Here is a 13048-nt window from a genome sequence, read left to right on the forward strand (position 1 = left end):
ATAACATGATATATTAGGATGTAGAACATGAGAAGTATGGGTATTTATGGAGGTGCTTGTATTGGGGAAAGACTCGGCATCCAAGCCGATGTATGAACAGATCTTTGAATCCTTGCGCGAACGGATACAGCTTCATCAATATCAAGTGGGTGAACGTGTTCCTTCGGAGAAGGAATTATGTGATGAATTCGGAGTGAGCCGGATTACAACGAAAAAGGCGCTTGAAATGTTGGCGAGTGAACAATTGATTGTTCGTCAGCCGGGACGGGGTTCTTTTGTAGCTGATACAGCAGATATGACACAAGAAAGACCTAACAGACCTGCTCCGCGTGCTGCGATCAAAGATCCAGAGAAGAAGCTGCTCATTGGTCTGGTCATCACTAACTTCAGCGATATGTATGGTACAGAACTGTTATATGGTATGGAGGAAGCTTCGCGAGAGCATGATTGTTTTCTCGTACTTAGACGCTCCTTCGGGATTCCCGAGCAGGAGGAACAGAGCATTCAGGAACTGCTGGAACTGGGTGTGGATGGATTGATTATTTTCCCGGCACAAGGTGAATATTTCAGCGATGAGATTCTTAAATTGGTCGTTAACAAATTCCCGTTTGTCCTGATTGACCGGTACTTGAAAGGCATTCCGGCTTCATCTGTGAGTACGGATAATGTAGGCGCGGCGCGAGAAGGGATGAATTATTTGTTCGATCTCGGTCACCGACACATCGCTTTTCTGACGCAGCCTCCGGCGAACACTACACCGATTGAAGAACGAATTGAAGGAATCATTGAGGCTCATAATGATCAAGGAGTGCTGGTGAACAGGGAACTGTGGTTAGAATCTTTTCTTTCGACACTGCCAAGTGTGTTTGATCCTCAAGTCGAGGTCCGTGATGTGGAGACACTGGTGGAACATTTACAGAAATACCCCCAGATTACTGCACTCTTTGCTGCGGAGTATCATATTGCTTTACTTGCAGAACAGGCAGCGGATCGGCTTGGTCTGAGGATACCTGAAGATATGTCCATCATTTGTTTTGACAGTCCAAACGCTGCCGAAGGAAGCCGTGTAACACATATGAGACAAAGCCAGTTTGATATGGGAAAACAGGCGTTCGAGATGGTGCTTCAGAGTATGCAGAACAACGAGATGGCAGTGAATAGGGTTATTTTGCCTGCCCGTTTGGTGAAGGGTAAGTCAACAAGTATGGTGAAACAAAAGGGTTAATTTTAGCAACTTAATATTCATTGTGTTCAATCAGGGACTTCGTGTAAACGAGGTCTCTTTTTTATGCGGATAAAATGGGGAGAATTACTTTAAATGGTATACTATTTATTGTCCTTAAATTAAAATAGCATGCTAATATACAAATAAATATATTGACATAACATTACATTCGTTTTAGGATGATGAAAGCGGTTAACAAATTGGATTACATAAGGAGGACAACATGCTGACACCCAGAGATGATCAAGAAATTTCCCCCTCGATATACGACATGATTGATCAGGTTAACAAACGTATGCCAGACCATCCGGAACTTAATCAAATGTTCAAAAATTGTTTTACCAATACGATGGCGACTACCATTCAGCGCAAAGAAGATGGAACAACTTTTGTGATTACGGGAGATATCCCTGCCATGTGGTTACGTGATTCTGCCGCTCAGGTCAGACCTTATCTGGTTCTCGCTTCAGAGGATGAAGATATCGCCGACATGATCGCTGGGCTGGTTGAACGTCAACTGAATTATATTCTCCTGGACCCTTATGCAAACGCTTTTAATGAGATGGAGAGTGGAAAAGGACATCAGGAAGACCTGACGCAGATGAATGATTGGATCTGGGAACGGAAGTATGAGATCGACTCACTGGCTTATCCGATTCAGCTCAGTTATCTCTTGTGGAAGAACACGGGAAGAACAACTCAATTCAATAATACGTTCCGTAAAGTAGCCCAGATCATCATGCAGTTATGGCAAGTGGAACAGCATCATGAGACGAAATCACCCTACACGTTCCAACGTCTGGATGCTCCCGAAACCGATACGCTCACCCGAGAGGGACGAGGTACTGAAACAGTCTATACCGGCATGACTTGGTCGGGATTCCGTCCTAGCGATGATCGATGTGAATATGGTTATCTGATTCCATCCAATATGTTCGCCGTTGTGGCGCTTCGATATCTGCAGGAAATTGCTGAAGCTGTGTTCGAGGATGAAATGCTGGCAGCGACTGCACAGCAGTTGGAGGAACAAATCAACAAAGGAATTCAGGATTATGGCACCGTTGAACATCCGGAATATGGAACCATATATGCATACGAAACGGATGGGAAAGGCAATCACAATCTGATGGATGATGCCAATGTGCCGAGCCTGCTGTCTTTACCTTATCTCGGATATGTCGAGGAGAACGACGAGGTGTATCAGAATACACGCCGTTTCATTTTATCCACGAACAACCCGTATTTTTATGAGGGAACAGCAGCAGCGGGAATCGGTAGTCCGCATACACCAGAAGGGTACATCTGGCATATCGCTTTATCGATGCAGGGGCTGACTACAGAGGATCGCAATGAAAAACTACGATTGCTTCAGCTTATCCATAAGACGGATGCGGATACCGGACTGACCCATGAAGGTTTTTCGGCCAACAATCCACATGAATATACACGTCCATGGTTTTCATGGTCCAACATGCTCTTTAGTGAACTGATTATGGATTATTGCGGATTCCGCGTACAGAAATAGATAGGGAAGCAAGAGATAACCTGCGAGTACATCATAACGTTCGGAGTTCGTTGAATTCCGACAAGAGGAGAGCGAATCATGAGAAAAATATCATTGAAAATGCCGGTAGCAGCAGTTATGACATCCTTGCTCATTCTTACTACAGCCTGTTCGGGCGGAAGCTCAAGCACAGGCACAACCAGTGACGGTAAGAAGGAAGTAACTGTATCGTTCCGTTCTTCAGGATCTGAAGATACACTTACGAAGTTTTTCCAATCAGGTTTGGTGGATCAATTCGAGAAAGAAAACCCGGATATCAAAATCAACATTGCGCCTGTATTGGCAAGTGAGGGTGATTACACGTCCAAAATGGTTTTGCAGATGAAATCGCCTGATACGGCGCCTGATGTTATTGCCGAAGATACATCCATCATCAAATCCGATGCTGCTGCGGGATATCTGGAGCCGCTGGATACACAGGTTCAGGGCTGGCCCGATTGGAAAGAACACATCATCGACAATCTGAAGGCAGGGGTTACGGGTGAAGACGGCAAGGTATATGGCGTTCCGGCTACCTCGGATACACGTGGAATCTGGTACAACAAGGAACTGTTTCAAAAAGCAGGTCTGGAAGTTCCATTTAAACCTGCAAGCTGGGCAGAGGTACTCGAAGCAGCACGTACCATCAAGCAAAAACTGCCGGGTGTGACACCGCTTAATATGATCGTGGGCAAAGCAAACGGTGAAGGTGTCACCATGCAAACGCTGGAAATGCTGCTCTATGGTACGGCGGATACGCTGTATAACGACACCAGCAAGAAATGGGTCGTTAACAGCCCTGGTCTTTTGGATTCATTCAAATTCATAGATCAAGTGTTTAACACGGATAAAACAGGTCCGACCATGCAGGTTGCCCTGAATGGACAAGCTGGCAGTATTGCATTCCAGCAACAGTTCCCGCAAGACAAACTGGCGATGGCTGTAGATGGTAGCTGGGCAGGTTCGACATGGGCCGAGAATGGTGCGGCTCCAATTGCCAACGTCGAAGAGAAAATAGGATTTGCGCCATTCCCGACACAAAATGGGGAAGAACCTGGAGCAACGACGATGTCTGGAGGATGGGCTTGGTCCGTTCCTGCACAAGCGAAGAATAAGGAAGCAGCTTGGAAATTTATCGAGTTCCTGATGAATAAGGAGAATGCGACTGCGCGCGTCGTAGCGGAAGGCAGCCTCAGTCCACGTAATGATTCCACAGAAGTTGAAGGTTATACCGATCGTCCATATACCAAAGAAGCACAGGAACTCTTGAATGTAGCCCATTTCCGTCCAGCGAACGATCAATATGCAGCGGTATCCGCACAATTGCAAAGCATCGTTGAGAGTATTGCCTCTGGCAAGCTGACGCCGGAAGAGGGAGTTACGCAATTGAAGGATAACGTATCCCGTTCCCTTGGCGCGGACAGCATCGAAGAGAAATAAGGATATCGATATATTCGGAGGGGGAGGCATAATACTCCCCTTTTTCCGGTTCGAATGGAGAGTGACTTATGAAAAGGAAAGCACCAGGTTCATTTCTGTTTCTCATGCCTTCCGTACTGTTATTACTTGTGTTTTTCATTGTTCCCATCATTCTGACGATCTGTTTTGCCTTTACGAATATGGCCCTGACCGGGGCGGCAGCCAAGAGTCTGGAGTTCGTCGGATTTCAGAATTTCATTAATATGTTCCATGATCCGGACTTCCGCATTAGTGTCTGGCGTACACTGGTCTTTCTCATCTTCTCCGCAGTCATTGGTCAGGTATTGCTTGGGTTCATCCTGGCTCTTCTAATGAAGGAGAAGAACGTGACGTTCCGCCGCGTCATCGGCATCATCGTCATTGCTGGTTGGGTGACACCCGAGATTGTCGTGGCATTCTGTATGGTGGCTTTTTTCAGTGACAATGGTTCATTGAATCAGATCCTCGGCTGGTTCGGGGCGAATCCAGTCTCCTGGTTATTCAGTTTCCCGATGGTGAGTGTCATTATCGCGAATATCTGGCACGGCACAGCCTTTTCGATGATGGTCTATCAGTCGGCACTGGATGATATCCCGAAGGAAGTTGAAGAAGCTGCGATTATTGACAGTGCCACCGGGTTCCAGATTGTTAGACACATTACGATCCCAATGGTAAAAGGGTCCATCGTGACCAACATGATGTTGGTTACTCTACAGACACTGGGTGTGTTCACGCTGATCTATACGATGACCGGTGGTGGCCCGGGTACTTCAACACAAACCTTGCCGATCTTCATGTACAATCAGGCCTTTGTGAACTATCAGTTTGGATACGGCACAGCCATATCTCTGGTTCTGTTGTTCATCGGTATTATCGCCAGCCTGTTCTACATGCGATCCATGAAAGTGAAAGTGTAACCATGAAGGAGGTTCGATCCCTATGGTCAAACATGGGCTTCAACGCAAAATCCAGTACGGGATTCTAGTTTTTCTGGGACTCTGTTTTTTATTGCCGCTGCTCTGGATCATTCTGGCTTCATTTGACCCGAACGCGCAACAGGGTATTAAAATGCCCAGTACCTGGACCATTCAAAATTTCAAGGATGTACTCGGGGATTCGAGCAATCTTCGTTCATTCGGTGTGGGCCTGATTCTGTCGGGAGGGCAAGCGATATTGGTTGTTCTGGTATCTGTTCTTGCTGCGTATCCATTATCCCGTTATGAAATGAGATTCAAAAAAAGCTTCTTGTTATCTATTCTGTTCATGACAGCACTTCCGATTACTGCCGTGATGGTTCCGGTATTTCAAATGTTTCTGTTCTTCAAAATGCAAAATAGCATCATTGCCACGATGCTGTTCCTGACCGCATCCTCACTTCCTTACGGCATCTGGATGATGAAAAACTTCATGGATTCGGTGCCCATTGATCTGGAAGAATCGGCATGGATTGACGGTGCATCCGTGTGGAACGGATTGAGACGAATTGTAGCGCCATTGATGTTGCCGGGTATTGCAACGATCGCGATATTTACCTTTTCGGGAAGTTGGGGCAACTTCTTCGTGCCATACATCCTGCTCCAGACACCGGAGAAACTTCCGGCATCGGTCACGATTTATCAATTTTTCGGCAGCCACGGTATGGTTGAATACGGCAGATTGGCTGCATTTTCACTACTTTATACGATGCCTTCGGTTGTGCTATACATCTTCTCCCAGCGTTACATGTCCAAAGGTTTCAGCATGGGCGGGGCAACCAAAGGTTAATGACAGGAGGTACGCAACATGACAACCAAAAAGACGGCACATCTCATCTCGCATACCCATTGGGACCGCGAATGGTATATGCCTTATGAACACCATCATGTTCTTCTCATTGAGCTGATGGATAAACTGCTGGATACGCTCGATCAGGACCCGGAATATCGCTATTTCCATCTGGATGGGCAGACGATTATTCGTGAAGATTATTTGCAGGTTCGGCCCGAACAGCAGGAGAGGCTCGACCGTTATATACGTGAAGGACGCATTCATTTTGGTCCATGGTATGTGTTACAGGATGAGTTTCTGACCAGCAGTGAGGCCAACTTGCGTAATCTGCTCATCGGTCATCGTGATGCTCGACCTTTGGGGGTGATATCCAAGACGGGGTACTTCCCAGACTCGTTCGGAAATATGGGACAGGCACCGCAGATTCTGCAACAGGCGGATATTCATAACGCGATCTTTGGGCGTGGGGTAAAGCCTACGGGATTCAATAATGCGGTGGTTGATGCAGACAGTTACGAATCTCCCTATTCCGAGATGATCTGGCGTTCGCCGGATGGTTCGGAAGTACTCGGCATTTTGTTCGCGAATTGGTACTGCAACGGGATGGAAGTTCCGGTTGATCCGGAGAAAGCTCAAGTATACTGGGATAAAAATCTGGAAGATGCCGAGAAATTTGCATCGACTTCACATCTGTTGTTCATGAATGGTTGTGATCATCAGCCGATCCAGACGGATCTGCCAGAGGCTTTACGTACGGCGGCTGCGTTGTATCCTGATGTAGAATTTATCCACTCCAATTTTGACGATTACATTGAGGCGGTTACGAAGGATGTGCCTGAGCATCTGGCGACCATTGAGGGCGAGCTTCGCAGTCAGCACACGGATGGTTGGGGAACACTGGTGAATACGGCATCTGCCAGGGTTTATCTGAAACAGTTGAATCAGCAGGGGCAGACGTTGCTCGAAAAAGTAGCCGAACCACTGGCCGCCATGGCCCATATAGCCGGGGTAAAAGATTATCCGCACCATCTGTTGACGCATGCATGGAAGATGCTGATGCAGAACCACCCGCATGATAGCATCTGCGGATGCAGTGTGGATGAGGTTCACCGTGAGATGGTGACCCGCTTTGCCAAGAGCAGACAGCTTGCAGAGAAATTGGTTTCCCAGAGTGCGCAGGCGATTGCTGAGTCCATTCATGTGCAACCTGCTGAGGCTTGGGGTGAGGAAGCGGTGCTGTTCACTGTGTTTAACACGAGTGGTTGGAATCGAAATGGAATCATTGAAATGGATCTGATTGTGGACAAAGCATTTTTCCCAGAAGGTCCTGATCCCCAGGCACTTGCGCAGAAAGTGGAAAAAGATGCACTGCCAGTGTATCAACTGGTCGATTCGGATGGACGCACGTATTCGGCAGAAATCAAGGATCTGGGTGCGCATTTTGGCTATGAACTTCCGAAGGATCGCTTCCGACAGCCCTATATGGCTCGTAAAGTAAGAGTGACTTTCCAGGCGGTGGATGTACCTTCGCTGGGTTATAAGACGTATGCTCTCATTCCAGTTCAGAAGCAAACAGAGAGTGCTGAGATTGCTGAAGTGTCCGCTACGAGCGAACTCGTTCAGGTTCAGGGAATGATGATGGAAAACGGTCATTTGCGGGTGACGATTGAAGAGAATGGTACGGCTACAATTGAAGATAAGGTCTCCGGTGCTGTATACAGGGGATTGAATTCATATGAGAATACCGGGGATATCGGCAATGAATATGTCTACCGACAACCAGAGGGAGAGACAACGCTGACCTCTGAGCATCTGAAGGCAGACGTGCGGATCGTGGAGCAATCTCCATATCGTGTAGTCATGGAAAGTGTATTACGTTGGGAAATTCCTGTTGGAGCAGATGAACTGTTCGAACGGGAGAAGCGCCAAATGGTTCCTTTTACAGAACGGAAGGCACAACGGGTGAAGAACACGGTTCCGTTGGTGATTACGACAACGTATACACTGGAAGCAGGAAGTAATATGGTCAAGGTAAAGTCTGACTTTAACAATCAGGCCAAGGATCATCGGTTGCGCGCACTCTTTCCATCCCGACTGGTGACAGACAATCATTATGCGGATTCCATCTTTGAAATTGCCAAACGCTCCAATACACCGGCCAAAGAATGGGTGAACCCGAGTAATGCACAGCACCAGCAGGCATTTGTACATGTGACCGATGGTGATCATGGCTTGATGATTGCAAACAAAGGGCTGAATGAATACGAGATTTTACAGCATGAAGAGGGCAGTACGATTGCGGTTACGCTTCTTCGTGCCTCTTCGGAGCTGGGAGATTGGGGTGTGTTTGAAACACCGGAAGCCCAATGTCTGGGACCTCAGAGTGTGGAATATGCGATTATTCCATTTGCAGGTGATGCGGCACAGTCAGGTGCTTGTGCATCCGCATACGTGTATCCGATTCCGTGGACGACTGTACAGCTAGGGGCATTAGCACGCATGTTTGAGCAAGAGGGTCATGCTGGAGCTGATGGGCAACAGGTTGAACTACCTTTGACGAAGCAATGGTTAGCGTGGAATTCGCAAGGTTCGACACTGGCCTTCTCCACATTGAAGATCGCAGAGGAAACCGGAGATTTGATTGCTCGTTGGTATAATCTGAATTCCGAACCGCTTGAATTGAACGTACAGCCTGGATTTGAATGTGCCTCTGTTTACGAGAGTGATGTGCTGGAACGGGTTAAGGACACGTTGCAGGGTCAAAGCCAGACGATATCTGGGTACAAAATAGTTACACAAGGGTATGCTGTACGTTGAGTTGATTTTGAACATCATAACTATAGAAACCTCCTGTTCACGGTAGTGTGGACAGGAGGTTTTTGTCATGTGCTCTGTTATGTGCACCCAAACTAAAGCGTTATGCTGTATAAATATATAATAACAATTCATGTCGTGATTTTATACATTTATTGTCGTGAGTTTCTATTAAAAATAGATTAAGTCTGTGATAACTTATAGATAAATGTCAGAATATTATATAGTATGGAGGTAAGATACATTGACCATTCGAATTGGGAAAATTAGCTTGTGGCATGTTCACGCATGGGATTACATCAAGCAGGCACAGGAACATGAAGATACAGTCATCGCAGCGGTGTGGGATGAAGATGCCAAGCGGGGACAGGAAGCGGCTGAACGTTTAAACGTACCCTTCTATGCTTCACTCGAAGATATGCTGGCCAAGGATGACATCGATGCCGTTATTGTAGATGCGCCAACCCGCTTCCATGAAGAAGTGATCACCGCTGCTGCAAAAGCAGGGAAACACATCTTCACGGAGAAAGTTATTGCAGCGACACAAGCGGAATCCAACAGAATCCTTCATGAGGTAAAGGCAAACAAAGTCAAGATGACAGTCTCCTTACCACGTCTGAATGCAGGGTACACGCTAACGATTCAGGAGGTACTTAACCAGGGATTGCTTGGCAAAGTGACTTATGTTAGAGCGCGTTTATCGCATGATGGAGCGATTTCGAACTGGTTACCTGAACACTTCTATGATCTGAAGGATTGTCAGGGCGGTGCACTGATTGATCTGGGCTGCCATCCAATGTATCTGGCCAAACTGTTTCTGGGTCAGGAAGTAACAGCGGTTAATGCAAACTTCGGATACATTACAGGCAATGAAGTTGAAGATAATGCCGTTGCAACCTTGTTTACGGATTCCGGAGCAGTTGGCGTTGTTGAAGCTGGTTTTGTGAACAGCCATTCTCCATTTACGATTGAGGTTCATGGTACGGAAGGTACGCTTCTGTACGGGACACCTGATGATAAGCTGTTGATTCGTACAAAAGCAGCACAGGGACAATATGATGACTGGACTGAACTTCCTTTGGCAGACAAAAGGGAAAGCGCATTCAATCAATGGGTCGCACATATACAAAATGATACGGATGCAACTGAAAACGTGCAAATCGCTATGGAGCTGACCCGTTTGATGGAAGCAGCGAATCTCTCTGCCAAAGAAGGGCGCAGAATCACTCTGAATGAATTGAAGGGTTAGGTTTTATTAAGGAGGTGTGCAATCTTGAGCCTGTATCCTTATGAGAAAATGCTTGAACGGCAGGATCTCCTGGAGAGACTGGATATTCTAATGGTTTGGGGACATTATGAGATTCGTGTGATGCGATTTCATCTGACTTCTTTTCCAGCGGGCCGAGTTGTGGATTTCCATAATCATGCGGAGTTTGAGTTTCATTTTATCCCGAGAGGTAAAGGTAAAGTTATTCTGGATGATCAGACACATGCACTCTCGGAAGGTATGCTGTATTTGACTGGTCCGGGTGTCGTACATTATCAGGAGGCTGATGCCAAAGAGGACATGGATGAACTATGTCTTCATGTGGATATCGTTCACAGGCCAAGAGAGCATGTCGATCCCTGGGAAGCAGCTGAATCGGAGGAAACGATTGAAAAGCTGAGAACGCTTCCGCTTACTCCAGTGAATGATTATCATCGGGCGATGCATTGTTTTTTGGAAGCCTATGAGGCATGTGATCAGAAATTGTTAGGTTATTATACGTCGATCAAGCAACTAGTTATCAGCATATTACTCAAAACCGTGCGCGCATACGACACCGGGGGGAATCGACCGGAAGCCCCTGTCCGGGATATGTCGGTATATCGCTATGAGTATGCAGTGCAGTATATGGAAGCGAATCATCCTACAGTGGTCACGCTGGAGCATGTAGCTGAGAAACTTCATATTAGCAGCAGACAATTGCAGCGAATCTTCTACCAAGTACAGCCGGAGATGCCGTTCAGCCGCGTACTGGAGGATATTCGTCTGCGCGCCGTGTGCCGCAATCTGGAGGAAAGTAACGTATCCATTGAACAGATTGCTCTTGCTTCAGGCTTCAATAATGCCAACTATTTGCATGCTGTATTTCGTAAACGTCTGGGGATGACCCCATCGGCTTTTCGTAAAATGAAACAACCAATACTTAAGTGAGGGTGAATATATATGAGTAAAGTATATCGTATCGGAATTATTGGCTGTGGTGGAATCGCGAATGGTAAACATCTTCCGAGTCTGAGTAAACTGGATAATGTTGAACTGGTGGCTTTCTGCGATATTGTTCAGGAACGTGCAGATGAAGCCAAACAGAAATATGGCTCTACCGATGCTGAAGTCTACACGGATTATCAGGAATTGCTTAAGGATGAATCTTTGGATATTGTACATGTGCTTACGCCAAATATTTCTCATGCCGAGATTTCCATTGCTGCCCTGGAAGCAGGAAAACATGTGATGTGTGAGAAGCCAATGGCGAAGACCTCTGCCGAAGCACAGCTCATGCTTGAAGCGGCAGAACGTACCGGCAAAAAACTGACCATCGGATACAACAACCGTTTCAGAGAAGACAGTCAATATTTGAAGAAGGTGTGCGAAGCGGGTGATCTGGGGAATATTTATTTTGCCAAAGCACATGCGATTAGACGTAGAGCAGTACCAACCTGGGGTGTTTTCCTGGATGAGGAGAAACAAGGCGGCGGTCCGCTGATTGATATTGGTACACACGCACTTGATCTGACGCTATGGATGATGGATAACTACCAACCAAAGGTTGTTCTCGGCACGACCTATCATGAACTCTCGCAACGTGAAAATGCGGCCAACGCCTGGGGCCCGTGGGACCCTAAACAATTTTCCGTAGAAGATTCGGCCTTCGGCATGATTGTGATGGAGAATGGGGCAACAATCATGCTGGAATCCAGCTGGGCGCTTAACTCATTGGACGTGGATGAAGCCAAATGCAGCTTGAGTGGCAGCGAAGCGGGTGCGGATATGAAGAATGGACTGCGCATCAATGGTGAGAAATTCAGCCGTCTATACACCAACGAGATTGAACTGAGTGCAGGCGGGGTAGCATTCTATGATGGCAAGAGCGAGAGCGCACCGGATGTGGAGATGAGAAAGTGGATCGAAGCGATTGAGAACGATCAGGAGCCAGTCGTCACACCAAAACAAGCGCTCGTTGTATCTCAGATCCTGGAAGCACTCTATGAATCTTCTCGCACAGGCAAGGCTGTGTACTTGAATAACGGTAGCGAAGCATAGTAAAGGCTTAAAACAATAGATTAGAGAACCCTTTGTCCCGTTATTGGCGACAAAGGGTTTTTGGGTATTTTGGTTACTAGCTATTGGTCCATACCAGACTCTATTTCAGCACATATGATGAGAGAAAACTGAGCTGAAAAGAGGGTATGTCTTGACTAAACACAAAACGGGTCATGGTGTTTCCATTGTTGTATGTACAAATCGGCCGCAATTTTTTGAAAACATCCTGCAAAATTACAGTCGGCAGCGTTATAAAAGCAAAGAATTGATCATTGTCCTGAATCATGACAGTATGAATCTGGCATTATACCAAAACCGGGTTCGAAATCTTGCCAATGTTCATGTATATCAAGTTCCGGAGAGTATTTCGCTAGGACAAAGTTTAAACGCCGGAATAACAAGGACTCGCTTTTCGTTGATTGCCAAATTTGATGATGATGACTACTATTCGCCATATTATTTGACTGAACAGGTGAGAGAACTTAGACGGACCAAAAGTGATATTGTGGGCAAACATTCGTGTCTCGTCTATTTGGGCGCGTCCAAGACACTGTTGGTCAGATCCCCCGCTGAAAAAAATAAACCGGTTGAATTTGTACAAGGGGGTACTATTTTATTCAAAAGGGAGATCTTGAAAAAGGTCCGCTTCACGGACCGTTCCATAGGGGAAGATGTGACCTTCCTGAGACAATGCAGGAAAAGAGGATTCAAAGCGTACGCGACCTCTCCTTATAATTATGTCTATCACCGCAGACAGAACAAAAAGAGTCATACTTGGAGAGCGGATGATAACTTTTACCTGGAGGGAAGCAAAAAACTTGCGGTTACAGAGGATTTCAGACCCTATGCTAATAAGAAACTATAGAGGACAGGAACTAAACATTTACACAAAACGGAGAGGACAGAAAGAGCCTGAAGAAGCGGAGCGTTCGCC

General features: G+C 46.5%; 10 protein-coding genes. All 10 read left to right on the plus strand.

The window, feature by feature from the left end:
• Window positions 1-52 precede the first annotated feature (52 nt).
• The 10 genes from F0220_RS13960 to F0220_RS14005 all read left to right on the plus strand — a co-directional run bounded on the left by F0220_RS13960 (window position 53) and on the right by F0220_RS14005 (window position 12979).
• Window positions 53-1225: a GntR family transcriptional regulator gene (locus F0220_RS13960; RefSeq protein WP_308737306.1), complete on the plus strand. Its 1173-nt coding sequence runs from the start codon at window positions 53-55 to the stop codon at window positions 1223-1225.
• A gap of 223 nt (window positions 1226-1448) precedes the next feature.
• Entirely contained in the window at window positions 1449-2750 is a 1302-nt protein-coding gene (locus F0220_RS13965) for a glycoside hydrolase family 125 protein (protein ID WP_105598595.1), read from the plus strand.
• Between the two features lie 78 nt (window positions 2751-2828).
• Window positions 2829-4208: an extracellular solute-binding protein gene (locus F0220_RS13970; protein WP_105598596.1), complete on the plus strand. Its 1380-nt coding sequence runs from the start codon at window positions 2829-2831 to the stop codon at window positions 4206-4208.
• A 68-nt stretch (window positions 4209-4276) separates the two neighbouring features.
• Entirely contained in the window at window positions 4277-5143 is an 867-nt protein-coding gene (locus tag F0220_RS13975) for a carbohydrate ABC transporter permease (protein WP_036608294.1), read from the plus strand.
• A 22-nt stretch (window positions 5144-5165) separates the two neighbouring features.
• Window positions 5166-5990 (plus strand): carbohydrate ABC transporter permease, encoded by an 825-nt coding sequence (locus F0220_RS13980; protein WP_076211825.1) that lies wholly within the window; start codon window positions 5166-5168, stop codon window positions 5988-5990.
• Window positions 5991-6008: 18 nt separating this feature from the next.
• The gene (locus F0220_RS13985; protein WP_105598597.1) at window positions 6009-8810 is read left to right on the plus strand and encodes an alpha-mannosidase; all 2802 of its coding nucleotides are present in this window, start codon (window positions 6009-6011) and stop codon (window positions 8808-8810) included.
• A gap of 241 nt (window positions 8811-9051) precedes the next feature.
• Window positions 9052-10056 carry a Gfo/Idh/MocA family protein gene (locus F0220_RS13990; protein ID WP_105598598.1) on the plus strand — a complete coding sequence of 335 codons (1005 nt, stop codon included), beginning with the start codon at window positions 9052-9054 and terminating at the stop codon, window positions 10054-10056.
• A gap of 24 nt (window positions 10057-10080) precedes the next feature.
• Window positions 10081-11004, plus strand: coding sequence for an AraC family transcriptional regulator (locus tag F0220_RS13995; RefSeq protein WP_223199942.1), 924 nt, complete (start codon window positions 10081-10083; stop codon window positions 11002-11004).
• Window positions 11005-11016: 12 nt separating this feature from the next.
• A complete protein-coding gene (locus tag F0220_RS14000; protein WP_091016569.1) occupies window positions 11017-12114 on the plus strand; it encodes a Gfo/Idh/MocA family protein in 1098 nt (365 codons plus the stop codon).
• A gap of 151 nt (window positions 12115-12265) precedes the next feature.
• Window positions 12266-12979: a glycosyltransferase family 2 protein gene (locus tag F0220_RS14005; protein WP_091016567.1), complete on the plus strand. Its 714-nt coding sequence runs from the start codon at window positions 12266-12268 to the stop codon at window positions 12977-12979.
• Window positions 12980-13048 lie beyond the last annotated feature (69 nt).

It is taken from the genome of Paenibacillus sp. 37 (assembly GCF_008386395.1).
Classification (GTDB): Bacteria; Bacillota; Bacilli; order Paenibacillales; family Paenibacillaceae; genus Paenibacillus; species Paenibacillus amylolyticus_B.

What these genes read in the sequence shown, in the direction of transcription:
- F0220_RS13965 (WP_105598595.1), top strand. Translation starts at nt 1,449, where the DNA reads ATGCTGACACCCAGAGATGATCAAGAAATTTCCCCCTCGATATACGAC.
- F0220_RS13970 (WP_105598596.1), top strand. Translation starts at nt 2,829, where the DNA reads ATGAGAAAAATATCATTGAAAATGCCGGTAGCAGCAGTTATGACATCC.
- F0220_RS13975 (WP_036608294.1), top strand. Translation starts at nt 4,277, where the DNA reads ATGAAAAGGAAAGCACCAGGTTCATTTCTGTTTCTCATGCCTTCCGTA.
- F0220_RS13980 (WP_076211825.1), top strand. Translation starts at nt 5,166, where the DNA reads ATGGTCAAACATGGGCTTCAACGCAAAATCCAGTACGGGATTCTAGTT.
- F0220_RS13985 (WP_105598597.1), top strand. Translation starts at nt 6,009, where the DNA reads ATGACAACCAAAAAGACGGCACATCTCATCTCGCATACCCATTGGGAC.
- F0220_RS14000 (WP_091016569.1), top strand. Translation starts at nt 11,017, where the DNA reads ATGAGTAAAGTATATCGTATCGGAATTATTGGCTGTGGTGGAATCGCG.